Source organism: Streptomyces fragilis, assembly GCF_003112515.1.
GTDB classification, from domain to species: Bacteria; Actinomycetota; Actinomycetes; order Streptomycetales; family Streptomycetaceae; genus Streptomyces; species Streptomyces fragilis.
Genome location: NZ_BEVZ01000002.1, coordinates 1,096,417 through 1,120,622 on the forward strand (window position 1 = coordinate 1,096,417; position 24,206 = coordinate 1,120,622).

The 24,206-nt window shown below is 75.1% G+C and carries 26 protein-coding genes; 19 read left to right on the forward strand and 7 right to left on the reverse strand.

All coding sequences use genetic code 11. From position 1 onward, the window contains the following. The first annotated feature begins 1 nt into the window (after window position 1). From Sfr03f_RS06815 to Sfr03f_RS06860, 10 genes are all read left to right on the forward strand, one after another. Window positions 2-925 carry a S66 peptidase family protein gene (locus Sfr03f_RS06815; RefSeq protein ID WP_108952759.1) on the forward strand — a complete coding sequence of 308 codons (924 nt, stop codon included), beginning with the start codon at window positions 2-4 and terminating at the stop codon, window positions 923-925. A gap of 45 nt (window positions 926-970) precedes the next feature. Continuing rightward, window positions 971-1,519, forward strand: a complete 549-nt coding sequence (locus Sfr03f_RS06820) for a GNAT family N-acetyltransferase (protein WP_108953501.1) — start codon at window positions 971-973, stop codon at window positions 1,517-1,519. 47 nt (window positions 1,520-1,566) lie between these two features. After that, a complete protein-coding gene (locus Sfr03f_RS06825; RefSeq protein WP_108952760.1) occupies window positions 1,567-3,726 on the forward strand; it encodes a DUF5107 domain-containing protein in 2,160 nt (719 codons plus the stop codon). A gap of 74 nt (window positions 3,727-3,800) precedes the next feature. Next, complete coding sequence (locus tag Sfr03f_RS06830) at window positions 3,801-5,696, forward strand: transketolase (protein WP_108952761.1); 1,896 nt, start codon at window positions 3,801-3,803, stop codon at window positions 5,694-5,696. A gap of 154 nt (window positions 5,697-5,850) precedes the next feature. Beyond that, complete coding sequence (locus tag Sfr03f_RS06835; RefSeq protein ID WP_108952762.1) at window positions 5,851-6,192, forward strand: gas vesicle protein GvpO; 342 nt, start codon at window positions 5,851-5,853, stop codon at window positions 6,190-6,192. Between the two features lie 103 nt (window positions 6,193-6,295). After that, the gene (locus tag Sfr03f_RS06840; RefSeq protein WP_108952763.1) at window positions 6,296-6,697 is read left to right on the forward strand and encodes a gas vesicle structural protein GvpA; all 402 of its coding nucleotides are present in this window, start codon (window positions 6,296-6,298) and stop codon (window positions 6,695-6,697) included. After that, window positions 6,694-7,470 carry a GvpL/GvpF family gas vesicle protein gene (locus Sfr03f_RS06845; protein ID WP_108952764.1) on the forward strand — a complete coding sequence of 259 codons (777 nt, stop codon included), beginning with the start codon at window positions 6,694-6,696 and terminating at the stop codon, window positions 7,468-7,470. The genes Sfr03f_RS06840 and Sfr03f_RS06845 overlap by 4 nt, the downstream gene beginning before the upstream one ends. 4 nt (window positions 7,471-7,474) lie before the next feature. Beyond that, on the forward strand, window positions 7,475-7,732 hold the full coding sequence (locus Sfr03f_RS06850; RefSeq protein WP_108952765.1) for a gas vesicle protein GvpG: 258 nt from the start codon (window positions 7,475-7,477) through the stop codon (window positions 7,730-7,732). Next, window positions 7,729-8,055, forward strand: coding sequence for a hypothetical protein (locus tag Sfr03f_RS30170; protein WP_159105570.1), 327 nt, complete (start codon window positions 7,729-7,731; stop codon window positions 8,053-8,055). The genes Sfr03f_RS06850 and Sfr03f_RS30170 overlap by 4 nt, the downstream gene beginning before the upstream one ends. 175 nt (window positions 8,056-8,230) lie before the next feature. Beyond that, the gene (locus Sfr03f_RS06860) at window positions 8,231-8,923 is read left to right on the forward strand and encodes a GvpL/GvpF family gas vesicle protein (RefSeq protein WP_108952766.1); all 693 of its coding nucleotides are present in this window, start codon (window positions 8,231-8,233) and stop codon (window positions 8,921-8,923) included. Between the two features lie 65 nt (window positions 8,924-8,988). On the opposite strand, the gene Sfr03f_RS06865 is transcribed toward Sfr03f_RS06860, so the two are convergent. Continuing rightward, window positions 8,989-9,813: a class I SAM-dependent methyltransferase gene (locus Sfr03f_RS06865; RefSeq protein ID WP_108952767.1), complete on the reverse strand. Its 825-nt coding sequence runs from the start codon at window positions 9,811-9,813 to the stop codon at window positions 8,989-8,991. A gap of 120 nt (window positions 9,814-9,933) precedes the next feature. Continuing rightward, window positions 9,934-11,361 (reverse strand): bifunctional phosphatase PAP2/diacylglycerol kinase family protein, encoded by a 1,428-nt coding sequence (locus Sfr03f_RS06870; protein ID WP_108952768.1) that lies wholly within the window; start codon window positions 11,359-11,361, stop codon window positions 9,934-9,936. Window positions 11,362-11,607: 246 nt separating this feature from the next. On the opposite strand from Sfr03f_RS06870, the gene Sfr03f_RS06875 reads away from it, so the two are divergent. The 4 genes from Sfr03f_RS06875 to Sfr03f_RS06890 all read left to right on the forward strand — a co-directional run bounded on the left by Sfr03f_RS06875 (window position 11,608) and on the right by Sfr03f_RS06890 (window position 16,061). Further along, entirely contained in the window at window positions 11,608-12,264 is a 657-nt protein-coding gene (locus Sfr03f_RS06875; RefSeq protein ID WP_108952769.1) for a histidine phosphatase family protein, read from the forward strand. A gap of 52 nt (window positions 12,265-12,316) precedes the next feature. Beyond that, window positions 12,317-13,936, forward strand: a complete 1,620-nt coding sequence (locus Sfr03f_RS06880) for an ABC-F family ATP-binding cassette domain-containing protein (protein WP_108952770.1) — start codon at window positions 12,317-12,319, stop codon at window positions 13,934-13,936. Between the two features lie 302 nt (window positions 13,937-14,238). Further along, window positions 14,239-15,297 carry a ribosome small subunit-dependent GTPase A gene (gene rsgA, locus Sfr03f_RS06885; protein WP_435841895.1) on the forward strand — a complete coding sequence of 353 codons (1,059 nt, stop codon included), beginning with the start codon at window positions 14,239-14,241 and terminating at the stop codon, window positions 15,295-15,297. A gap of 17 nt (window positions 15,298-15,314) precedes the next feature. Then, window positions 15,315-16,061, forward strand: a complete 747-nt coding sequence (locus Sfr03f_RS06890) for an SAM-dependent methyltransferase (RefSeq protein ID WP_108952772.1) — start codon at window positions 15,315-15,317, stop codon at window positions 16,059-16,061. A 78-nt stretch (window positions 16,062-16,139) separates the two neighbouring features. Here the strand turns inward: Sfr03f_RS06890 and Sfr03f_RS06895 are convergent, their stop codons facing one another. Next, entirely contained in the window at window positions 16,140-17,258 is a 1,119-nt protein-coding gene (locus Sfr03f_RS06895; RefSeq protein ID WP_108952773.1) for a baeRF2 domain-containing protein, read from the reverse strand. A gap of 91 nt (window positions 17,259-17,349) precedes the next feature. Here Sfr03f_RS06895 and Sfr03f_RS06900 point away from each other — a divergent pair, with 91 nt between their 5' ends. Next, window positions 17,350-17,622: a DUF6158 family protein gene (locus Sfr03f_RS06900; protein ID WP_108952774.1), complete on the forward strand. Its 273-nt coding sequence runs from the start codon at window positions 17,350-17,352 to the stop codon at window positions 17,620-17,622. A gap of 116 nt (window positions 17,623-17,738) precedes the next feature. On the opposite strand, the gene Sfr03f_RS06905 is transcribed toward Sfr03f_RS06900, so the two are convergent. Together Sfr03f_RS06905 and Sfr03f_RS06910 are read right to left on the reverse strand one after the other, a co-directional pair. Next, entirely contained in the window at window positions 17,739-18,290 is a 552-nt protein-coding gene (locus Sfr03f_RS06905; protein ID WP_108952775.1) for a type 1 glutamine amidotransferase domain-containing protein, read from the reverse strand. A gap of 27 nt (window positions 18,291-18,317) precedes the next feature. Further along, window positions 18,318-18,689, reverse strand: coding sequence for a DUF2795 domain-containing protein (locus tag Sfr03f_RS06910; RefSeq protein WP_108952776.1), 372 nt, complete (start codon window positions 18,687-18,689; stop codon window positions 18,318-18,320). A 177-nt stretch (window positions 18,690-18,866) separates the two neighbouring features. On the opposite strand from Sfr03f_RS06910, the gene Sfr03f_RS06915 reads away from it, so the two are divergent. The 4 genes from Sfr03f_RS06915 (at window position 18,867) to Sfr03f_RS06925 (ending at window position 22,730) form a co-directional block, all read left to right on the forward strand. Next, window positions 18,867-19,109, forward strand: a complete 243-nt coding sequence (locus Sfr03f_RS06915) for a hypothetical protein (protein WP_108952777.1) — start codon at window positions 18,867-18,869, stop codon at window positions 19,107-19,109. Between the two features lie 163 nt (window positions 19,110-19,272). Then, on the forward strand, window positions 19,273-20,175 hold the full coding sequence (locus Sfr03f_RS30175; RefSeq protein WP_159105571.1) for a hypothetical protein: 903 nt from the start codon (window positions 19,273-19,275) through the stop codon (window positions 20,173-20,175). A 114-nt stretch (window positions 20,176-20,289) separates the two neighbouring features. Then, window positions 20,290-21,558 (forward strand): aminotransferase class I/II-fold pyridoxal phosphate-dependent enzyme, encoded by a 1,269-nt coding sequence (locus Sfr03f_RS06920; protein ID WP_108952778.1) that lies wholly within the window; start codon window positions 20,290-20,292, stop codon window positions 21,556-21,558. Next, the gene (locus Sfr03f_RS06925) at window positions 21,555-22,730 is read left to right on the forward strand and encodes an MBL fold metallo-hydrolase (protein ID WP_245967431.1); all 1,176 of its coding nucleotides are present in this window, start codon (window positions 21,555-21,557) and stop codon (window positions 22,728-22,730) included. Before Sfr03f_RS06920 ends, Sfr03f_RS06925 begins: the two co-directional genes overlap by 4 nt. A gap of 44 nt (window positions 22,731-22,774) precedes the next feature. Here the strand turns inward: Sfr03f_RS06925 and Sfr03f_RS06930 are convergent, their stop codons facing one another. Together Sfr03f_RS06930 and Sfr03f_RS06935 are read right to left on the reverse strand one after the other, a co-directional pair. Then, the gene (locus tag Sfr03f_RS06930; RefSeq protein ID WP_108952779.1) at window positions 22,775-23,356 is read right to left on the reverse strand and encodes a DedA family protein; all 582 of its coding nucleotides are present in this window, start codon (window positions 23,354-23,356) and stop codon (window positions 22,775-22,777) included. Further along, window positions 23,353-24,135, reverse strand: a complete 783-nt coding sequence (locus tag Sfr03f_RS06935) for an MBL fold metallo-hydrolase (protein ID WP_108952780.1) — start codon at window positions 24,133-24,135, stop codon at window positions 23,353-23,355. The genes Sfr03f_RS06930 and Sfr03f_RS06935 overlap by 4 nt, the downstream gene beginning before the upstream one ends. Window positions 24,136-24,206 lie beyond the last annotated feature (71 nt).

The following is a 24,206-nucleotide window of genomic DNA, read 5'->3' on the forward strand; positions in this document are numbered from 1 at the left end:
CGTGCGGGAGTCGACCAGACCGAGGAGGCTGGCGCCGGGCGCGAGGGTGGCGATCGTCGCCCCCAGCGGGCCGGTGCCGGACGAGCGGCTGCAGGGCGGTCTCGACCTGCTGCGCGGCTGGGGGCTCGACCCCTTCGTGATGCCCCACGTCAGGGGCCGTCACGAGCGGTTCGCGTACCTGGCGGGGTCGGACGCGGACCGCGCGGCCGACCTCCAGGCCGCGTGGTGCGACCCGTCCGTCGACGCGGTGATCTGCGCGCGTGGCGGGTACGGCGTGCAGCGCATGGTGGACCTGCTCGACTGGTCCGCGCTGCGGGCCGCCGGGCCCAAGGTCTTCGTCGGCTTCAGCGACATCACCGCGCTGCACGAGGCGTTCGCCACCCGCATGGGACTGGTCACGCTGCACGGGCCGATGGCCGCGGGCGTGGACTTCCTCAAGAACGAGAAGGCCCGCGAGCACCTGCGGGCCACCCTCTTCGCGCCGGAGACCACGCAGGTCATCACCGGCTCCGGCGGGACGCTGGTGCCCGGGCGGGCCCGCGGCGTCACGCTCGGCGGCTGCGTCAGCCTGCTCGCGGCGGACCTGGGCACGCCGCACGCGCGGGCCGGGGCGCGGGGCGGGCTGCTGATGCTCGAGGACGTCGAGGAGGAGCGGTACCGGCTGGACCGGATCCTCACGCAGCTCCTGCGGGCCGGGTGGCTCGACGGGGTGGCCGGCGTGGTGCTCGGCTCCTGGCTGGGGTGCGGGCCCTACGAGGAGCTGCGGGCGCTCTTCGCCGACCGGCTCGGGGGCCTCGGGGTCCCCGTCGCCGAGGAGTTCGGCTTCGGCCACGGCGAGGGCGCCCTCACCATCCCCTTCGGCGTCACCGCCGAACTCGACACCGAGACCCGAACCCTGACCCTGGACCGCCCGGCCCTGGCCTAGGCCCGCGCCCGGTGACGGGAGGGCCGGATCGGTAGGGTGATCGACATGCACGAGAGCTCGTACGTGGCCGTCACCGACCGGGTCGGTCTGCGGCCCCTCACGTTCGCCGACGAGGCCGAGTTCACCGCCCGGGCCCGGGAGAGCCGGGAGCTGCACCACCCGTGGCTGTTCCCGCCGGACACCCCCGACGCGTTCCGCGCGTACGCGTGGCGGATCACCGGCAGCGCGGACAAGGAGAGCTTCCTCGTCTGCGACCGCACGGAGGACGGCGCCCTCGCCGGATACGTGACCGTCAACAACATCGTGCACGGCGCCTTCCGCTCCGGCGCCCTCGGCTACGGCGCGTTCGCGCACGCCGCCGGACGCGGCCTGATGACCGAGGCGCTGACCGCACTCGTCCGGTACGCGTTCGCGCCGCCGCTGAACCTGCACCGGCTGGAGATCAACGTCCAGCCAGGCAACGCCCGTTCGATCGCGCTCGCCCGCCGCGCCGGGTTCGCGAAGGAGGGGTTCTCCCCGCGCATGCTGTTCGTCGACGGCGCCTGGCGCGACCACGAACGCTGGGCGATCACCGCGGAAATGATCCAGGACTGACCGACCCGCCTCTGGCGCCGGGGACGCCTGGCCGCTTCCATGGTCGGGTGACGACCATCCGCCGTGAGGTGCTGACGCTGCCCGCCGCCGAGTTGGGCCCCGACAACCCCCTGCCGCCGCTGAAGCCGCTGGACGAGGTCCACCAGGTCGAGGACCGCGACCGGCAGGGCCTGCCACGGGACATGGCCCGGCAGATGGGGTACGCCCCGCTGACCGGACTGCTCCCCGAGCGGATCCGTGACGGCTACGACCGCCGCCGCGAGCCCCGGCCCGTGGAGACGGTCGTCCTGGAGAACGACCGTCTCCGGGTCACCGTGCTGCCGGCGCTCGGCGGCCGGATCGCCTCCCTGGTCCACAAGCCCACCGGACGCGAACTGCTGTACCGCAACCCGGTGTTCCAGCCCGCCTGCTTCGCGCTGAACGGCGCGTGGTTCTCCGGCGGCATCGAGTGGAACATCGGCGCGACCGGGCACACCGCGCTCTCCTGCTCCCCGCTGCACGCCGCCCGCGTCACCGCGCCCGACGGCGGGGTCATGCTGCGGCTGTGGGAGTGGGAGAGACTGCGCGACCTGCCGTTCCAGGTCGACCTGTGGCTGCCGGACGGCTCCGACTTCCTGTACGTGGGCGTACGGATCCGCAACCCGCACGAACGGCCCGTCCCCACCTACTGGTGGTCGAACATCGCCGTCCCCGAGGAGCGCCGGGTTCTCGCGCCCGCCGACGCCGCCTGGCACTTCGGCTACACGCGACGGCTCCGCCGGGTGGACGTGCCCGCCTACGACGGCGTCGACCGCACCCGGCCGCTGAACAGCGTCTTCCCGGCCGACTATTTCTACGACGTGCCCGACGGGCGCCGCGGGTGGATCGCCGCCCTCGACGACGCGGGAAGCGGGCTCGTGCAGACCTCCACCGACACGCTGCGCGGACGCAAGCTGTTCGTCTGGGGCAGCGGCCCGGGCGGGCGGCGCTGGCAGGAGTGGCTGACCGAGCCCGGCACGGGCGGCTACTGCGAGATCCAGGCCGGGCTGGCCCGCACCCAGCTGGAGCACGTCAAGCTGGACGCCGAGAGCGAGGTGTCCTGGCTGGAGGCGTACGGCCCGCTGGACGTGGACCCGGCCGCGGCGCACGGCGACGACTGGTCCCACGCCCTGGCCACGGCGGAGGAACGGCTGGAGGCGGTGCTGCCCCGCGCCGACGTGGAGGCCGCCTACGCCGCCTGGTCGCCGGCCGCGGACACCGAGCCCGGCGAGCGGCTCGCCACCGGCTCGGGCTGGGGCGCGCTGGAGGTGCTGCGCGGCGGTTTCGCGCTGCCCGGGACGCCCTTCGCCCCCGACACGCTGGGGGAGGAGCAACGCCCCTGGCTGGAGCTGCTGCGCAAGGGCACGCTCCCCGAGGAGGACCCGCAGGCCGGTCCGCCGTGCCCGACGCCGGTCGCGCCGCACTGGCGGGACATGCTGGAGACCGCCGCCGCGACCGCCACCGCCGAGTACCACCTGGGCCTGGCCCAGTGGCACGCCGGCGACCGCGCGCAGGCCGTGCGGAGCTGGGAGCGCGGGCTGAAGGCGGCCCCCGGGCACTGGGCCCTGCTGCGCTGCACCGCGTTCGCCGACCAGGAGGAGGACAACCCCGAGCGGGCCGCGGACCGCTACGAGGAGGCCTTCGACGCCCTGTGCCGCGCCGCCGCGGGCAGCGATCCGGCCACCCCGGACACCCCCGACGCCCCGCGCGGACCGGACGCGCCCGACGTCCCGCACGCACCGGACGCGCCCGACGTCCCGCACGCACCGGACACGCCCGACGTCCCGCACGGACCGCACACCCCCGACGTCCCGCACGGACCGGACACGTCCTGCACCCCGCACGGGCCGGACGCGGGGCCGCCCGCCCCGGACGGGTGGGAGCCGGCCCTCGCGGCGCTGGGACGCGAGACGGCCGAGGCGCTGCTGGGCGTGGGCCGCACGGCGCGCGCCCGCGAGGTGTACGAACGGCTGCCCGCACGGACGCGGGCCCGGGGCCGCTTCCGGCTCCTCGAGGTGGAGATCCTGCTGGCCGAGGGCCGGCGGGACGCCGCCCGCGCCGTTCTCGACGAGGACTTCGAGGTGGCGGACCTGCGCGAGGGTTCGGAGACCCTCAGCCGCCTGTGGGCCGCCTGCACGGACGAGCCCCTGCCGGCCCGCCACGACTTCCGGATGCGCCCGCCCGAGTGAGCCCCGGCCGTTTCGGTCACCCGGCCAGGGGGACGCGGATGAGGTCACGCGCAACGCCGATTCCGAGGGGACCCATGCACTCCGACGACCGAGCACCCGCTCCCACCGACGCCTTCGACCCCGCCGAAGCCGCCCACCTCGCCGAGCTGGGACAACAGCTGCGGGTGGACAGCGTGCGCGCCGCCGCGGCCGCCGGGTCCGGCCACCCGACCTCCTCGATGTCGGCGGCCGACCTGATGGCCGTGCTGCTCGCACGCCACCTGCGCTACGACTTCGCCAACCCCGGCCACCCCGGCAACGACCGCTTCGTGCTCTCCAAGGGGCACGCCTCGCCGCTGCTGTACGCGGCGTACAAGGCCGCCGGAGCCATCGACGACCAGGAACTGCTGACCTTCCGCGAGCACGGCAGCCGGCTCGAGGGCCACCCCACGCCGCGCCGGCTGCCCTGGGTGGAGACCGCCACCGGCTCGCTGGGCCAGGGCCTGCCCGTGGGCGTGGGCATCGCCCTGTCCGGCAAGCGGCTGGAGAAGGCCCCGTACCGCGTGTGGGTGCTGTGCGGGGACAGCGAACTGGCCGAGGGCTCCGTGTGGGAGGCCGCCGAGCAGGCCTCCTTCGAGCACCTGGACAACCTCACCGCCATCGTCGACGTCAACCGGCTCGGCCAGCGCGGCGAGACCCGCCACGGCCACGACCTGGACGCCTACGCGCGCCGCTTCAAGGCGTTCGGCTGGCACACCGTCGAGGTGGACGGCCACGACACCGAGGCGATCGAGCGGGCGCTGGGCGAGGCGTCCTCCACCGTCGGCCAGCCCGCCGTGGTGCTGGCCCGCACCCTCAAGGGCCGCGGCGTGGCCGCGGCCGAGGACAAGGAAGGGCTGCACGGCAAGCCGCTGAAGGACGCCGAGGAGGCCATCGCCGAACTCGGCGGCGAACGCGATCTGCGGGTCGAGGTCGGGGGGCCCCGCGAGGCCCCCGAGAGGCCCGCCCCGCGCATCGGAGAACCCGAGCTGCCGCGCTGGGACAAGGGCGAGGAGGCGGCCACCCGGGACGCCTACGGGGCGGCGCTCGCCGCCCTCGGCACCGCGCGGGGCGACGTGGTGGCCCTGGACGGCGAGGTGAGCGACTCCACCCGCGCCGAGGCCTTCGCCAAGGAGCACCCGGAGCGGTTCTTCGAGTGCTACATCGCCGAACAGCAGCTGATCGCCTCCGCCGTCGGGCTGGCCGCGCGCGGCTGGGTGCCCTACGCGTCCACCTTCGCCGCGTTCCTGAGCCGGGCCTACGACTTCGTGCGGATGGCGGCGGTCAGCGACTCCGGCCTCAACGTGGTCGGCTCGCACGCGGGCGTGTCCATCGGGCAGGACGGGCCCTCCCAGATGGGTCTGGAGGACCTGGCGATGTTCCGGGCGGTGCACGGATCCACCGTGCTCTACCCGTGCGACGCCAACCAGACCGCGAAGCTCGTCGCCGGGATGGCGGACCTCACCGGCATCCGCTACCTGCGCACCTCGCGCGGCAAGGGCCCCGTCCTCTACGGGCCCGACGAGGAGTTCCCGGTCGGCGGCAGCAAGGTGCTGCGCTCCTCGGACGAGGACCGGCTCACCCTGGTCGCGGCCGGCGTGACCGTCCACGAGGCGCTGAAGGCGGCCGACGAACTGGCCCGCGAGGGCGTCGCGGTACGGGTGGTCGACCTGTACTCGGTGAAGCCGGTGGACCGCGAGACGCTGCGCAGGGCCGCCTCGGAGACCGGCTGCCTGCTCACCGTGGAGGACCACCACGAGGAGGGCGGCCTCGGCGACGCGGTCGCCTCCGCGTTCGACGACGGGGCCCCGTCGCCGCGGCTGGTCCGGCTCGGCGTGCGGTCCATGCCCGGGTCGGCGAGCCCCGAGGAGCAGTTGCGCGAGGCGGGCATCGACGCGGCCTCGATCGTGGCTTCGGCACGCCTGCTGACCGAGCAGGGCGTGCCGGGCTGACGCCGTCCCGCCTCCACCGGACCGACACGGGTCCGCCCCATGTGTGGGGCGGCCCCACGGGCCTGTCACGGGAAGTCCGCCATGGCGTCCGGTCGGTGTGCATCGGGAGGTTTGCCGTCAGGGTCACCGGTCATCCGCACTCACAGAGGTGGCCATGACGAACTCATCGAAGCAGGAAACTGCAGACACCGAGAACACCGAGAAGACCGAGAAGAAGGAGCCGGAACAGCGCCGGCCGCGCCCCACCGAAGTGCTGCGTGAGGCGCGGGGTCAGCTCGAGGAGCTGACCGGGATGGCCGCCGAGTCGGTGTCGTCCTTCGAAAGGACCGAGGACGGCTGGTCGTTGCAGGTGGAGGTGCTCGAACTCGAGCGCGTCCCCGACACGATGAGCCTCCTGGGGACCTACCAGGTCGACCTGGACCCGGACGGCATGCTCACCGGCTACAAGCGCATCAGGCGCTACGAACGCGGACGTTCGGACGGCAACCGCCGCTGACCGCGGCGGTTCACGCGCCGCGGAACGTCCGCCCGACTTCCCGTGACAGGGCAGGGGCCCGCATGCCTGGCGGAGCCCTGCCCGGAAACAGTGAGGAGCACTCGTGACGGTTGTACCGGCACAGCAGAGCGGTGGTGGAGGCGGCAGCAGCGGCCTCTACGACGTTCTCGAACTCGTCCTCGACCGGGGCCTCGTCATCGACGCGTTCGTTCGCGTCTCCCTGGTCGGCATCGAAATCCTGAAGATCGACGTACGTGTCGTCGTCGCGAGCGTGGACACGTACCTGCGTTTCGCCGAGGCGTGCAACCGCCTCGACCTGGAGTCCGGTCCGCGCAAGAACCCCGGCCTGCCCGACCTGGTCGGCGAGATGCAGGAATCGGGCGCCCACGGCAAGACCAAGGGCGCGCTCTCGGGAGCAGCCGAGAGCATCTCCGACGCCTTCCGGCAGGGCCGCGAGGGAAGCAAGGAACCCGCGTCGTCCCGGCGTAAGGAGGAGGAGAAGTGAGCACCTACGTCTACGGGATCGCCTCGGCGTCCCACCCGTCGCTGCCCGAGGGCATGGGCGGCGTCGGCGACCCGCCGAACCCGGTGCGGTTGCTGAAGGAGGGCGACCTGGTCGCCGTGGTCGGCGACGCGCCGGAGGATTTGCGTCCCAAGCGCCGCGACCTCCTGGCCCACCAGACCATCCTCGCCGAGGCCGGCGCGGGCGGCTGCGTGCTGCCGATGCGGTTCGGCAACGTCGCGCCGGACGACGAGTCGGTGCTGCGGGTCCTGTCCGAGCGCTCCGGGCACTACGCGGAGCGGCTGCGCGCGCTGGACGGCAAGGCGGAGTACAACGTCAAGGCCAACCACGACGAGGAGGCCGTCCTGCACGTGGTGATGGCCGAGGACGCCGAGGTGCGATCCCTGGCCGAGGCCAACCGGCAGGCCGGCGGCGGCAGCCACGACGACAAGCTGAAGCTCGGCGAGATGGTCGTCGGCGCCGTCAAGGCCCGCGAGGAGGTGGACGCGGCCGCGCTGCAGCAGGCGCTGGAGCCCCAGGCCGCCTCGGTCGCCACCGGAGCGGAGTCCACCGGCTGGATCACCAACCTGTCCTTCCTGGTGGACACCGCGACCGCCGACCGGTTCATCGCCGCGGTGGAGCAGTACCGCGAGGCGAACCCGCACGTGCAGCTGCGCGTCAACGGGCCGCTGCCGCCCTACAGCTTCGTGGAGCCCGGCCCGGCCGACCACGCCCAGGACGGCGCGGGGCAGGCTGCCGGCGCGGCCGTGGAGTGACGCCGTGGGACTCCTCTCCCAGGTGCTGCTGCTGCCGTTCGCGCCGGTGCGCGGCAGCGCCTGGGTGATCCGCCAGGTGATGCGCGAAGCCGAGCGCATCTACTACGACCCTGCCACTATCCGCGCCGAACTGGCGAGTCTGGAGGAGCAGTTGGAATCAGGCGAGATCAGCGAGGAGGAGTTCGACCGGCGTGAGGACGAGCTGCTCGAGCGGCTCGAGGCCGCTGCCGGCGTGCAGCAGGGGGGAGGTGGGTTCGGATGAACGCGCACCGCTGGGAACTCGGGCTCGCGGCCACCGCGGGCTACGTCGTCGGACGCACCCGGACGCTGCCGCTCGTGGTGGCCGTCGCCATCGTGCTGGTCGGCCGGGACGAGCCCCGTGCCTACCTGGCCGGCCAGGGGCGGCGGCTGCTGATGGAGGGCGTCCGCACCGCCGGGGCCGCGACGGCCTGGTGGGACGACTCGACGGTCCGCGAGATGTTCACCCGCTCGTCGCACGACGACGCCGGTGACCGCCACGCGGGGCCGGACGAGGACGAGCTCACCGCCGAGGAGGGCGGCCGGCACGAGATCGAGCCGGCCTGAGCGACCCGCGGGCCGCCGCTCCGACGTCGTCCGGGACGCGTGTCCCGGGCGGGGGAACTGGAGCGGCGGCCCGGGCTCGGGCAGGGTTGGGGTACCGGACCTCCACCGGCGGAACCCGGACCTCCACCGGCGGACCCGGACCGCCTGCCCGGTTCCACGGCGAGAAGGAGAGACCATGAGCGGACTGCGGTACGTCTACGCGGTCTGCCGCCCGTTCGAGGCGGCGCTGCAGGCCCAGCTGGCCGGCGTGGCCGGCTCCCCGCCCACCGCCGTGCACCACGAGGGCCTGGTCGCCGTGGTCAGCACGGTGCCCGCCGAGGAGTTCGCCGAGACGCCGCTGCGGGACCGGCTGGAGGACCGCTCGTGGCTGACCGCCACGGCCAGGGCGCACGAACAGGTCATCGACGCCCTCACCACCGTCACCACCCCGCTGCCGCTGCGGTTCGCCACCGTGCTGCCGGACGACAGCGCCGTGCGGATCCTGCTGGAGACCCACGCCGCCGAGATCCGCGCCGTGCTCGACCGGCTCGCGGGCCGGGTCGAGTGGAGCGTCCGCGTCTACGCCGGGGCGGAGCCCGACGCCGAGCAGGCCGGGCACTTCGCCGGCCGTCTGCACGAGGAACTGCGCGCCGCCGCCGAGGACGCCCGGCTGCACCCGCCCCGCATCCTCAAGGTCACCGAGGCCGAGGAGGGCGCCTGGGGGCGCAACCTCCTCGACGCCGCCTACCTGGTGCCGCGCCGGCAGTCCGGCGGCTTCGTCGAAATGGTCGACAAGGCCCGCGAAACCCTCCCCGAGGGAGGGGTGAAGGTCCACCTGACCGGCCCGTGGGCCCCGTACTCCTTCTGCTCCCTCGGCGGAGCCCGGTAGAGGCCCCGGTTCGGGCCGGCGACACGCGGCTCCGGCTCGGGCCGCAGCCCCGGCTCAGGGGGCGGTCAGCCCGCCACGCGGCACAGGATCTCGCCGTGCGGCACCGTGAAGCGTCCTTCCGGCGCGCCGCCCCACTCGCGCCACGCCGCGCCGATCTCCGCCAGGGCCTCCGGGCCGGCCAGGCCCAGCTCCCGCACCCGGTCCGCGTAGACGGGCGCCGACGTGCGCTCCGCCCACATCGTGCCCCACCAGGCGCGCTCCTCGGCGCTCGTGTACACCCACGCGGACGAGGACTCGGCGACCTCCTCGAAGCCTCCCGCCTCCGCGGCCCAGCCGGCCAGGAAACGCCCCGCGTCCGGCTCACCACCGTTGGCGCGCGCCGTGCGGCGGTAGAGCTCCTGCCACCGCTCCAGGCCGGGAGAGGCCGGCGCCCAGCTCATCGCCCCGTAGTCCGAGTCGCGCGCCGCGACCAGCCCGCCCGGCCGGGTCACCCGCCGCATCTCCCGCAGGGCCGCCACCGGGTCTCCCACGTGCTGCAGCACCTGATGGGCGTGGACCACGTCGAACTCGCCGTCCCGGTAGGGCAGCGCGTGCACGTCGCCCACCGCGAACTCCAGATTCGCCACCCCGCGCCGCGCCGCCTCGGCGCGCGCGGCCTCCAGCACCCCCGCCGCCCGCTCCAGGCCGACGACCCGGCCGCCCGGTACCAGCTCCGCCAGGTCGGCGGTGATGGTGCCGGGGCCGCAGCCGACGTCCAGCACCCGCATGCCCGGGGCGAGCGAACCCAGCCAGTACGCGGCCGAGTTGGCCGCGGTCCGCCAGCGGTGGGAGCGGAGCACCGCCTCGCCGTGCCCGTGCGTGTACACCGCGGTCTCCTGTGCCCTGCCCATGCTGCGCCCCCTTTGGCGAAGAACTGCCGACGGGCACCACGCTAGCCCTGTCGACCGCATCATGAGATATCCGTCTCATGATGCGGTCGACGCGGGTGGGCGTGCGGCCGTCCTCCCCGGTCAGGGCATCGGGCGGTACACCGTCAGGACGCGCGGCAGCTTCCGCAACGTCACCGAACCCTCCACCCGCGTGACTTCGCCGTCGTAGGCCAGCAGGGTGCCGGGCGAGACCCGCTCGATGTGCAGGTGCGGCACCTGGACGGCGGCGTGCGCGGGTGAGCGGGTCAACGGGCCGGCCAGGGCGGCGGACAGCAGCCGCAGGGCCGGGCGCCGGCCCCCGTGCACCACCCGGACGTCGAGCTGGCCGTCGGCGAGGTCCAGGCGCCGCCCCGACATCACGCCCATCCGGTGGTAGGTGCCGTTTCCCGCGAACAGCAGCCACAGCGGGTGCGTCCGGCCCTGGAGACGCGCCTCCAGCGGATGCCGGTCGGCGCGCAGCACCCGCGCCGCCGCCAGCACACCGGCCGGCCAGCCGCCGATCCGGCCCGCCCACCGCTCCCGCTCCCGCACCAGCTCGGGGTAGATGCCCAGACTGCAGGTGTTGAGGAAGACGCCCCGCCGCTGCGCGGTGGAGAACATGCCCACGTCCACGCGGACGGCGTCCCCGCGCTCCAGCGCCCGGGCCAGTCCGCGCACGTCCTCCACGCCGAGGTCGTAGGCGAAGTGGTTGAGCGTCCCGCCCGGCAGCACGGCCAGCGGCAGGTCGTGGCGCAGCGCGATCCGGGCAGCCGCGTTGACGGTGCCGTCCCCGCCGCAGACGCCCAGCACCCGCGCCAGCGAGGCGGCGCGCTCCAGCTCGTCCTCCAGCGCCTGCGGCTCACACTCGACGATCTTGGCCAGGGGGAGCGCGGCGCGGAGGGCCTGCGCCCGCTCGGAACTGCCGGAGGCGCTGTTCACCACCATGATCAGACCCGCCCCGTCGGTGAGCGCCGGGGCGGACGCGCGCGGGCGGGCCGGCGGCTTGCCCTGGTCGCGGGTGGGCACCAGGGCCCGCGCGGCGAAGGCGGCGCCCACGCCCAGGGCGGCCCCGGCCAGCACGTCGCCGGGGTAGTGCACGCCGGTGTACACCCGGGACAGCGCCACCGCCCCCGCCAGCGGGGCCACCGCAGCGCCCCAGCCCGGGGACTCCATCGCCACCCCGGTCGCGAAGGCCGCGGCCGAGGCCGAGTGGCCGGAGGGGAACGAGGTGGTGTGCGGCTGCTTGTCCAGCCTCCGCACCAGCGGCACCACGTCCAGCACCGGCCGGGTACGGCGCACCGACCACTTGCCGACGGTGTTGATGGTGGCCGACGCCAGCGCCAGCGACCCGACGCCCCGCACCGCGGCCCGTCTCGCCCGCGGCGTGCGGGAGGCGGCGACCACGCCCGCCACGGCGAACCAGAGCACGCCATGGTTGGCCGCCCGGCTCAGCCGCGGCAGCAGCACCCCGGCCCCGGGCCAGTGCTGCCTGGCCACCGCCTCGAACACACCGCGGTCCGCGTCCAGCATGCGTCGCAGCACCCCCCTGGCCGTTCCGCACGATCCCCGGGCGCCGCCCGCGCCCCCGCCTGCACCGAAGTCACGCGTCATTCCCGACGAGTACCCGCTCGAGGAGACTTCCCGTCGCAGACACACCGCACGCGCCCCGAAGGACGGGCCACCGGAGCGCACAGGTGCACGAACCACCGGGAAAGGGAACCCGGCAGCACACGCGCCCCTCGTCGCCGAACCGCCGAACGGAAGGAGGGGAACCGGATGCGTCTGCTGCTCATCCGCCACGGGCAGATCCCGTCCAACGCGCACGACGTGCTGGACACCCGCGTGCCCGGCCCCGCCCTGACGGAGCTGGGGGAGCGGCAGGCCAGGGCCCTCCCGGACGCGCTGCGCGGCGAGGACATCGGCGCGCTGTTCGCCTCCACCCTGCTGCGCACCCAGCAGACCGCCCGCCCGCTCGCCCGCAAGCTCGGCCTGGAGGTGCGGGTGCGCGACGGCCTGCGTGAGATCACCGCCGGGGAACTGGAGGGCGAGCCGGGGTACGGCGAGCGCGGGCTGCGGTACATGGAGATCGCCTTCTCCTGGGCGGCCGGCCAGGTGGGGCGGCGGATGCCGGGCGGCGAGAACGGCGTCGAGATGCTCGGCCGCTACGACGCCGTCGTCGAGGAGGCGGCCGCCCTCGGCGCCGGGACCGTCGCCCTCGTCAGCCACGGCGCGGCCATCCGCACCTGGACCGCCGCCCGCGCCGCCGACGTCGACGTGGAGTTCGCCGCGTCCCACCCGCTGGACAACACCGGCGTGGTGATCCTCGAGGGCTCACCCGAGGGCGGCTGGGAGGCCCTGTCCTGGGCCGGGGCCGTGGTCTCCACCCCCGGCCCGGACTCCGGGAGCGGCCCCACGGGCCGTCCCGTGGAGTGAGACCGGATAACGGTTTGCCCTGGTCGCGCACGGACCCGGACAATGCCTCCCCATGGGATACCTGGAAGCCGCGCACCTCGAGTACTACCTGCCCGACGGCCGAGCCCTGCTCGGCGACGTCTCCTTCCGGGTGGGCGAGGGCGCGGTCGTGGCGCTGGTCGGCCCCAACGGCGCGGGCAAGACCACGCTGCTGCGGCTGATCTCCGGCGAGCTGAAGCCGCACGGCGGCACCGTGACCGTGCAGGGCGGACTCGGCGTGATGCGCCAGTTCGTCGGCTCGGTGCGCGACGAGACCACCGTCCGCGACCTGCTGGTCTCCGTCTCCACACCGCGGATCAAGGCCGCGGCCGACGCGGTGGACGCGGCGGAGCTGGCGATGATGACGGACGACGACGAGGCCGCGCAGATGCGCTACGCGCAGGCGCTGGCCGACTGGGGCGAGGCCGGCGGCTACGAGGCGGAGACGCTCTGGGACATCTGCACCACCGCCGCGCTCGGCGTGCCCTACGACAAGGCGCAGTGGCGGCAGGTACGGACCCTCTCCGGGGGCGAACAGAAACGCCTGGTGCTGGAGGCGCTGCTGCGCGGCACCGACGAGGTGCTGCTGCTCGACGAGCCGGACAACTACCTCGACGTGCCGGGCAAGCGGTGGCTGGAGGAACGCCTCGGCGAGACGCGCAAGACGGTGCTGTTCGTCTCCCACGACCGGGAGCTGCTCTCCCGCGCAGCGCAGAAGATCGTCAGCGTGGAGCCCGGCCCCGCCGGGGCGGACGCCTGGGTGCACGGCGGCGGCTTCGCCACCTACCACGAGGCGCGACGGGAGCGGTTCGCCCGCTTCGAGGAGCTGCGGCGGCGCTGGGACGAGAAGCACGCGCAGCTGAAGAAGCTGGTGATCAACCTCCGGCAGGCGGCCGCGGTCAGCCACGAGATGGCCTCCCGCTACGCCGCCGCGCAGACCCGGCTGCGCAAGTTCGAGGAGGCCGGCCCGCCGCCGGAGCCGCCGCGCGAGCAGGAGATCACCATGCGGCTCAAGGGCGGCCGGACCGGCGTGCGGGCGCTGACCTGCGAGGCGCTGGAGCTCACCGGGCTGATGAAGCCGTTCGACCTGGAGGTTTTCTACGGCGAGAGGGTCGCCGTCCTCGGCTCCAACGGCTCCGGCAAGTCGCACTTCCTGCGGCTGCTCGCCGGGGAGGACGTCGCGCACACGGGCGCGTGGAAACTGGGGGCGCGGGTGGTGCCCGGCCACTTCGCCCAGACGCACGCCCACCCCGAGCTGCTGGGCCGCACCCTGCTGGACATCCTGTGGAGCGAACACGCACAGGACCGCGGCGCGGCGATGTCCCGGCTGCGGCGCTACGAGCTCACCAAGCAGGCCGAGCAGAGCTTCGACCGGCTCTCCGGCGGGCAGCAGGCGCGGTTCCAGATCCTGCTGCTCGAGCTGCAGGGCGTGACGGCGCTGCTGCTCGACGAGCCGACGGACAACCTCGACCTGGAGTCGGCGGAGGCGCTGCAGGAAGGACTGGAGGCGTTCGACGGCACCGTCCTGGCGGTGACGCACGACCGGTGGTTCGCGCGGTCCTTCGACCGGTTCCTCGTCTTCGGCAGCGACGGCAACGTCCGCGAGACCCCCGCCCCCGTCTGGGACGAACGCCGCGTGGAGCGCGCCCGCTGACGCCGCATGCGAAGACGCCGGCGGCAGCGGGGTGATAGCGTTGCCGCCGGAGCGACGACCGGTTCGCCCGTGGAGATCCGAGGAGGTGTGTTGATGACTGTCGTGGAGACGCCTGCCGTGTGCGGCGCCCGGACCATCCTCACCTCCCGGGCCCCGTCCTGACCTCGCCTGCCTGCCTCCTCCTCAGTTCGTAGGAGCGATCCGGCACGCCCGTCGTCCGGCGGGGCCCCTGTTCAAGGGTCTCCACGTTGTCTTCCCACACCACTGCACAACCGTCCGCTCTTCCTTTCTCCGCACGCGTCCTGACACCCGCCGACTACGGCTGGGACACCGAACGTGAGCGCTCCTTCGCCCCGTCACGGGCCGACGGACTGGTCCCCGGCCGCGTCGTGCGGGCCGAGAGGGGCCGGTGCGACGTCGTCGGCGAGACCGGCCCCGTCCGCGCGTCGGCGCCCCCCTCGAGCGCCGGCGACCGGCTGACGCCCTGCACCGGCGACTGGGTGGCCCTCCGGCCGGCCGGCGCGACGACCTCCGCCACGGTGGTGGACGTCCTGGAACGCCGGACCGCCGTGGTCCGCGCCGCCTCGTCGCGCACCTCCCAGGCCCAGGTACTGGCCGCGAACGTCGACACCGTCGCGGTCGCCGTCTCCCTCGCCGATCCGCTCCGCCTCGGGCGGATCGAGCGGATGCTCGCCCTGGCCTGGGAGAGCGGCGCCACCCCCGCGGTCGTGCTCACCAAGGCGGACCGGTGCGCCGACCCCGCCTCGGCGGCCGCCGAGGTGGCCACGGCCGCCCCGGGAGCGGAGCTGCTGGTCACCAGCGCCACCACCGGCGAGGGCCTGGACGTCCTCACCGCCGTCCTGACCGGCACGGTCGTCCTGCTCGGCCCCTCGGGCGCGGGCAAGTCCACCCTCGGCAACCGCCTGCTCGGCGAGGACCTCCTGGCCACCGGCGCGGTCCGCGACAGCGACGGCAAGGGCCGCCACACCACCGCCTGGCGGGAACTGCTGCCGCTGCCCCACGGCGGAGTCCTCATCGACACCCCCGGCCTGCGGAGCGTGGGCCTGCACGACGCCGGCGAGGGCCTGGAGCAGACCTTCGCCGACATCACCGAGCTGGCCGACGACTGCCGGTTCACGGACTGCGCCCACGCCACCGAGCCGGGCTGCGCGGTGCTCGCCGCCGTCGAGGACGGTCACCTCACCCGGCGGCGCCTCGACAGCTACCACCGGCTGCAGCGCGAGAACGCCCACGCCGCCGCCCGCACCGACGCGAGGCTGCGCGCCGAGCTGGAGCGGCCGATGAAGCAGCTCACGCGCCAGGCGCGCGCCCTCAGGCGCTCCTCCCACTTCAAGGCATGACGGAAAGGACGCAGGTCATGGACCTTCCCCGCATCTTCACCATCCGCGAGAGCGGCCACCGGATCCACAACCCGCTGACCGCCGAGAAGCTCGCCGCCCTGGGCGCCTCCCTGCGCCTCGCCCCCGGGACACGGGTGCTCGACCTGGCCAGCGGCTCGGGCGAGATGCTGTGCACCTGGGCGCGTGACCTGGGCGTCACCGGCACCGGAGTGGACATCAGCACCGTCTTCACCGCGCGGGCCCGGGCCCGCGCCGCCGAACTCGGCGTCGCCGACCGGGTCGGGTTCGTCCACGGCGACGCCGCCGGCCACGTCGCGGACCGGCCCGTCGACCTGGCCGCCTGCGTCGGCGCCACCTGGATCGGCGACGGCGTCCCCGGAACGGTCGGGCTGCTCGAGCGCAGCCTGCGCCCGGGCGGTCTGATGCTGATCGGCGAGCCGTACTGGCGGCGGACGCCTCCGGACGAGGAGACCGCCAAGGCGTGCCAGGCCACCTCCGTCGCCGATTTCCTGCCCCTGCCCGAACTGATCGAGCTGTTCCAGGCCCTCGGGTGGGACGTCGTGGAGATGCTGCTTGCCGACCAGGACAGCTGGGACCGCTACGTCGCGGCCCAGTGGCTCTCCATGCGCCGCTGGCTCGACGAGAACCCGGACGACGAACTCGCCCCCGACGTACGCGAACAGCTCGGCTCCGAGCCCGCCCGGTACGCGCGCCACGGACGGGAGTACCTCGGCTGGGGCGTCTTCGCCCTCATGAAGCGCTGACGGTCGCGCGGCGCTGACGGCCGACGGTCCGTCCCGACGGAACGCCCCGCACGGGGCGCTCCGCCGGGACGGGGGAGGTCAGCTCCAGCGCAGCAGAGCGCCCAACCCGCCGGTGGGCAGAACGGGGGAGTCGTCCTCGAGGGCGGGCTCCACGGAGATGGCGGGGGTCCCCGCGGCGACCGCGGAACGCAGCAGCGCGTCGTCCGCCCTCGCCGCCCACGCATGCTGCTCGCCGAGGATCCGCAGGTCGGAGCGCCGCACGGCGAGCTGGTCCGGCTCCTCGCCGATCCAGATCTGCCGGTGCCCGTCCGGCCCGTCAAGGTGGACCAGCAGCTCGTCGATCCGGTGCTCCCTCGCCGCCGCCACCAACGCGGGCACCCCCTCGACCGCCCCCGCGCCGCCCTGCCGGTCACGGCCCCGCGCCGCCAGGAACCGCGCGAGGTCCGCCTCCGCCCGCTGCCGCTCATGGGTGGCGCGCAGGTCCTCGACCTCGCCGTCCAGCAGGCGGCTGCCCACCCCGTGCGAGGCCTCCACGGTGCACTCCCGCACCTCCTGCGGCAGCTGGTCGCGCACCGACCGCCGGTCCCGGTCCTCACCGACCAGGATCACCAGATCGGCGCGCGTCTCCTCCACGCATGCCGCGGTCTCCCGCGCGATCTCCGCCGCGTTGCGCTCCCAGGTGTTCTCCACCGCCAGCTGGAAGTGCCGCTCCGACCAGTCGGACGAGGCGGTGCGGTGCAGCGGCCACTGACTGCCGACCACCTCCCCGGCGTCCGAGGAGCCGAGCGCGGTGCGCAGCTCCAGGTCGGCGCCGCGGCGGCTCACGTAGACGACCAGGCAGGTGGGGTCCTCGCCCAGCAGGTTCAGCAGCGGCGAGACGTGCGGCAACGGCGCCCACACCGCGGTGGTCTCCCGCATCGGGGGCCGGGCCAGCGACGGGTCCAGCACCACCTCGCCGTCGTGGGCGAAGAGCGCCCGGCCGTGCGGCTCGGTGGAGTGCTGGAGTTCGTCGACCGCCGCCCGCACCGCCTCGCAGGTCGCCTCGTCCGCGCCCTGCGAGGCCAGCTCACGGGCGACCGCCTGGGCGGTCAGGTGCCTCTCGCGCGGCGTGTCCTGGGTGTGGCGCGAGGTGTCCACGTAGACCGAGGCCCACGGGCCCCGGCGCTCGTACAAGGGCTGAAGAAAAGCGAGATCCATGGTTCCGCGTCCGATGTCGGTCCGATGTCGGTCGGGTGGTTGTCTTCCTTCGTGCGTCGGATCCGTGTCACAGGCGGGTACCCGTGCCCCCATGAAGGAACACGAGGAACGGGGTGCCGCCATGGCAGGAGTCGAACCCGACCGGCTGGACGACCAGCAGCTGATGAAGGAACTCGAGACCATCCACCGCACACGTCACGACACGCTGCTGCACGGGTCCAGCGACGCGCTGCGCACCCACAACGAGCGCATGGCCCAGCTGGAGGGCGAGTACCTGCGCCGCCACCCGCGCCGGCCGGTCTCCGCGGGGCGCACCCGGGAGGGCGCCCGGGAACGCGACCCGGAGCAGGCCGCGCGCGACTGAGCGGCCGTACGAGCGGAACCCGCCCGACGCCGACACGGTGAAGGGGCCGGCCCACCGGGGCCGGCCCCTTCACCGTGCTTCACCGCGGGCCGCCGTCGCGGGGGCCTGGCGGGGTCTCAGCCCCGGTTCTCGGCGGCCTTGGCGAACTCCCGCAGCAGGGCCTCGTCGAAGGCGTCCAGGTCGTCCGGCTTGCGGCTGGTGACCAGGACGTTCGGGCCGTTGGTGTCGACCTTGACCTCCTCGTCCACCCAGGTGCCGCCGGCGTTGGCGATGTCGGTCCGCAGGCTCGGCCAGGAGGCGAGCTCCCGGCCGGAGACCAGACCGGCCTCCACCAGCGTCCACGGGGCGTGGCAGACCGCCGCGACCGGCAGGCCGCGGTCGAAGAAGTCCTTCACCAGCTCGACGGCCTTCTCGTCCATCCGCAGGGCGTCGGGGTTGGCGACGCCGCCGGGCAGGACCAGGCCGTCGAACTCGTCGGCCGAGACCTCGCCGACGGTCCGGTCGACGGGGAAGGTGTCCGCCTTGTCCAGGTGGTTGAAGCCCTGGACCTCGCCGGACCGGGTGGACACGAGGACCGCCTCGTGTCCGGCGTCGGTGACGGCCTGCCAGGGCTTGGTCAGCTCGATCTGCTCGACGCCCTCGGGGGCGGTCAGAAACGCGATGCGCATGGTTGCGTTCCTCATCCTCTCGTGTCGTTACTCCGGACGGGTGATCGCCTCGGCGAGTTGCTGGACGTTGGAGTAGCGGGCCTTGTGCGGCAGGTGCTCCAGGGGCTCCACCAGGGCGTCCGGGGCATGGTTGCGGCGCAGGGTGCGCGCCAGCTGCTGGGGGCCGGCCGGGAAGGACGTGCGGCCCAGGATGCGCGCGAGCTCCAGCCGCACGGTGGCCAGTGGGGCCTCCCGTACCGCCGCCGCGCCGCCCGCCACCGCCGGGTCGTCGTCGGCGACCGGCTCGGGGTCGTGCCATTCCTCCGTACGGGTGGGGTGTCCGGACTGCAGCAGTCCCCGCAGCTCGTGCTTCATCTCGTCGTCCCGGTGAACGCTCAACCGGTCGCTGCCACGCTGCATGGCTCCCTCCACATCTTCGGGTGGCCCCCGCGTACCCGAGGAGGCCGAGGCGACACACCGACGCCCGGGGCGGAGCGGGCCGCGTCCCGTCGGCGCGCGGGAGTCCGAAATGTCCGGCAGGCTGAAGGTGACCCGGGACGCTCCGGCGCCCCCGTTCACCCCTGGGAGGACGGACCCATGGTGGTGCTCGTAGTGATCATTCCGGTCCTGATGCTCTGCATGATGCTGGCGATGGACTGGTACGAGGACTTCGTCTTCCCCCCACCGGAGGGGGACACGGCCTCGGAAGAGGGGGACGTCGCACTGCCTGCCACGACGCCCCTGCCGGTTCCTCTGGCGCTCCCCGCGCCGCCGGCGGTACGGCCCGCCCTGCCGGGCGGTACGCCCGGCGCCGGCGGTCAGCCGGGACGGGCGTCCTGAACGTCCGGGCGGCACGGAGGGGGAGGCGGGCCGGGAAAGGGGCCCCGACCTCCCCCGTTCGGCTGCGGACGTCACGCGGATGGCGCCGCGCCGCGAGCGGTGGGCCGGGGACCGGGCTGGGATGGAGGCACCCGTAGTCGTCCGGCTGAAGGAGCCCCGCCCCATGCGCCGCACTCTCCGTGTCCTGTCCGCCGCCGCCCTCGCCGGCGCGGCCGTGACGGTCGCCGCGCCCACCGCCTCCGCGGAACCGGCCTCCTGCGAGGCGGGCACGGTCGGCGCCTCCGCCCAGGCCGTGGCGGGCATCGCCACCTCGCAGCAGCGCGCGACCCGGCCGGGCGCCGCCGACGCCTGCCCCGAGCAGGACGGCACCCGCGGTCTGCGGGGCGCGGTGGCCGCGGCCCCCTGCGAGGAGGGCGCCGACCCGGCCGCCTGCGCGGCGCCGGAGGACGCCGCCCTTCAGGACGCCGCCCTTCAGGACGACGGCCTCGAGGAGGCCGGAACGGATGCGGCGCTGGGCGGCACGGCCGACGACCCGGGGCCGTCGGAGGCGGAGGACCTGACGGGCGACGTGCCGGAGGGCGACGCGGCGGCCGACGTGCCGGGCGACCCGGCACTCGGCTCCACCACCGGGATCGAGGTCGAGCCGGTCGAACCCGAGCTGCTGCACGAGCCCGGCGGTGGCCCCGGCGGTCCCGGTGGCGGCGCGGGCGGGGGACCCGGCGGCGGTTCCGGAGGGCCCGGCCGTCCCGGCGGCTCCGGCGGCTCCGGCGGCGGTACCGGCGGTTCCGGCGGTCCGGGCGGCACCGGCGGCGGCCGGGGTGAGGACCCCGGGCACCGCCCGGGCCCCGGCGGACAGGGCGGCAAGGAGGGTCACGGCGGCAAGGAGGGCCACGGCCGCACCGCCCCGCCGGTGCACCGGGGCGTGGAGGCCGGCGCGGGCGGCGCCTTCACCGACTCGGTGCCGCTGCAGGTGGCCGGCGGCCTGCTGATCGCCGGAGCCGCGGTCGCCGCCGGGCACCGCGTCCGGCAGCGTCTCGCCCCCTCCCGCGGCGGCCGCATGCGCTGATCGCCGCGCGGCGGGTCATGTCCCGCCCGTCACGGGGTACTCGGGGCCATCGGACACGGCATCCGGTGCGGAAGGACCGCGACGGTTGATGCCGGTGACCGCGCGGAGGTGCGGATGGCGCGGACGGAACGCGGCGGGGCGGCACCGGCCGTCGGACACGGCCCGGTGCGGTTCGGGCCGCGCATGCCGGACGACGGCCTGCCGGTGCTCCCGGAACTCGCCGCGGTGCTGACCGCCGCCGCCCGGCGGGCCGAGGACGAACCGCCCGGCGGTGGTCCCACCCTGCTCGAGGCGGCGGCCGGCTACTGGACCCGGCGCGGACTGCCGACCGGGCCCGACCGCGTCGCGGCGGCCCCCGGCGCGCCCGCGCTGCTGCTCGCGCTGACCGCCACGCTCGGCGGCGACGTCCTGGTGCCGCGCCCGTGCGCCGCCTGGTGGGCGCCCTACGCGCGGCTGCTCGGCCGCCCCGTCTTCCACGTCCCCACGCCGCCCGAGTCCGGCGGCGTGCCCGACGCCTACGCCCTGCTGGAAACCGTGCGGCGGGTGCGCCAGGAGGGCGGCGACCCGCGCCAGCTGGTGCTCTCGCCCGCCGACGAGCCGACCGGCGTGGTCGCCGCCCCCGACTTCCTGCACGAGACCGTCGAGGCCGCCGAGGCCGAGGGGCTCTTCGTGATCAGCGACGAGACCTGGCGCGACACGGTCCACGATCCGCACGGCACCGTCCTGCTCAGCCCGGCCGAGATGCTGCCGGGCCGGGTCGCGGTCGTCTCCGACCTGCGCGGCGGGCTCCTCCCGGCCGGCTGGCCGGCCGCGATCGCCCGCTTCCCGACCGGCCCGGGCGACGGCGGCGCGCTGCGCGCCCGGGTGCTCGACGTGCTCACCGCGCTGGGCGCGCAGATCCCCAGGCCCCTCGCGGTCGCCGCCGCCTACGCGCTGAGCGAGCCGGAGGAGGTCACCGCCCGCCGCGCCGCCTCGGTCCGCCTGCACGCCCGGCTGGCCACCGCGGTCCACGAACTGATCGTCTCCGTCGGCGGGCTGACCCTGCCGCCGCAGGCCGGGCGGTGCGTCTACGCGGACCTGTCGCCGCTGGCCGACGCCCTCGCCACCCACGGCGTGGGCGACGCGCAGGAGCTGGAGGAACGGCTCGACGCGCACTACGGCGTCCCGGCGAGCGGCGGGCACCGCTTCGGCGACGACCTGGCCGCCCCCCGGGTGCGCCTGTCCACCGGTGACCTGCTCGGCGGCGACGCCGCCGAACGCGCCGCCTGCCTGACCGCCCCCGACCCGCTGGAACTGCACCGCGTGCGGGGGGCGCTGACCCGGTGGAGGACGGCCTTCGACGGCCTCGGCACACCGGCCGAGCGAGGGGAGAGCCCGCGATGACCCAACCGCGCCACCGGTCGCAGCAGTTGACCGGACCCGACCACCGTCTCGACCCGGACCACCGGGACGACGCCGGTCGCCGGCCCGGGGAGGTCCCCGGAGCAGGGGGAGGACAGGAGGGGAGCCCGGGGCGGCTGCGCACCGCCGCGCCGCCCCGGACCCGCACGCCGTCGCCCGGCGGCCTCACCGCCCCCGGCCAGGGCCGGCGCTGGCCCAGGTCGTTCGAGGACCGGCTGACCGCCCCGCTGCCCGGGCTGCGCTCCTTCGCGCGGTTCGCCCGCGAGGGCGCGGTACGGCCCAAGCGCGAAGGGCTGGCGGACATCCCCCGCATTCCCTGCCGCCCCGAGCCGCTGCCCCGGGTCGACGGGCGTCAGGTCGCCGTCAGCTGGGCGGGACACGCCAGTTGGGTGATCCGCATCGGCGGGCTGACCGTGCTCGCCGACCCGGTGTGGTCCCGCCGGATCCTGGGCACGCCCGCCCGGGTCACGCCGGTCGGCGTGCCCTGGGACGCGCTGCCCCCGGTGGACGCCGTGGTGATCAGCCACAACCACTACGACCACCTCGACCTGCCGACCCTGCGCCGGCTGCCGTCCGACACGCCGATGCTGGTGCCCGGCGGGCTGGGACGGTGGTTCACCCGCAAGGGCTTCCGGCAGGTGGTGGAGCTCGACTGGTGGGAGTCGGCCCGACTGGGCGGCGTGCGGCTGGACTTCGTGCCGTCGCACCACTGGTCCAAGCGCACCCTCACCGACACCTGCCGCTCCCTGTGGGGCGGCTGGATGCTCACCGCCCCCGGCGCCGGCAGCGGCCCGGGCGACGGCGAGGGGGAGCGACGGCGCGTGTACTTCGCCGGCGACACCGGCTACGGACACTGGTTCCGGCGGATCGGCGAGCGCTACCCCGGCATCGACCTGGCGCTGATGCCCATCGGCGCGTACGAGCCGCGGTGGTGGCTGCGCGACGTGCACTGCGACCCGGAGGAGGCGGTGCAGGCGACCCTCGACCTGGGCGCCCGGCGGATGGCCCCGATGCACTGGGGCACCTTCCTGCTCTCCTCCGAACCGGTCATGGAACCCCTGCACCGGGTCCGCGACGCCTGGGCCGCGGCCGGCCGTCCCCGCGAGGACCTGTGGGACCTGCCGATCGGCGGATCGCGGGTGCTCGGCGACTGACCGCCCGCGACCACGCCGCACGGAGGGGGCCCGTGACGGCCCCCTCAGCGGTCCCGGTAGTGGCTCCAGGCGGCCGGCGCCGCGCTGATCGTCAGGGTGAGGAGCACCGCCGCGACCACGCCCTTCCACGGCTCGTCGAAGAGCGATCCGCCGAGCACGCCGATGACCTGGTAGGTCGCCGCCCAGACCACACAGGCCGGCGCGTTGCCGCGGACGAAACGGCGCAGCGGCCAGTGAGCCACCAGGCAGGCCAGTATCACCGGCAGCCGCCCCCCGGGTATCAGCCGGGACAGCACCAGCACCGCCACCGCGTGACGGCGCAGCCGGTCCTGCGCCTGCTCCATCCGCTCCTGCGGGGCGCGGTCTCGGATCCTCTCCAGCCAGCGGGTGCCGCCACGGGAGTCCATGCCGCGCTGCCCCAGCGAGTACAGCGCCACGTCCCCCAGGAACGCGGCGGTCGAGGCCACCAGCAACTCCACCCCGAGGGTCACCCCGGGCGCCCCGTGGTGGAAGGCCACCACCGCGCCCGAGCTGACCAGCGCTCCCGTCGGGATCACCGGGACCAGGGCGCCGGCCAGCACCAGGAGGAACAGCATCGGGTAACCGACCGCGCCGTCCGGCGTCATCCGGCGTCCCCGAACCGCGCCGACTCGCCGTGCCCCAGCAGGCGCACGTCGACCTCCGGAGCACTGCGCGCCGCGAGGCGGGCGAACTCGTCGCCCGGCGCGTGGAACTCGTACGGCCGCACGGCGTCCATGCCCACCGGCCAGAACGTCCCGTAGTGCACCGGCACCGCGCAGCCCGGACCCAGCCTCCGCAGCACCTCGGCCGCCCGGGCGGCGTTGAGGTGACCCTCGCCGAGGAACGGACCCCAGCCGCCGACCGGCAGCAGCGCCAGGTCGACCGGACCCACCTCCTCGGCCATGGTCTCGAACAGCCCGGTGTCCCCGGCGAAGTAGGTGCGCTGCTCGCCCTCGACGACGAAACCCAGCGCGGGGGAGCGCTGCGGACCGACCGGCAGCCGCCGCCCGTCGTGCAGCGCGGTCACCGCCCTCACGGTCAGGCCGGCGATCCGCACCCGGTCGCCCGGCGCCACCTCCCGGACGTCCAGCTCGCGCGACCTGGCCAGCCGGCCCAGCGCCGGCACCGCCCGCCCCGTCCCGTGCGGCACCAGCAGCACGGTGCCCGGGTCCAGCCGGGCCAGCGACGGAAGGTGCAGATGGTCGGCGTGCAGGTGCGAGACGAGCGCCACCCGCGCACGCCAGGCGTCCGGCGGCGGCGGGGCGCCCCGCCGGCGGCGCAGGTGCGCCAGACGGCGCGTGAACAGAGGGTCGGTCAGGACGCGCACACCGGAGTCCCGCAGCGTGCAGGTGGCGTGACCCCACCAGGTGATCTCCGCGGGCACCTCGATGCCCTCCTTTCCACGACTTGCCGACGAGCCTACGGGTAACGGCACGGTGGGCGAGGACAGGCCTC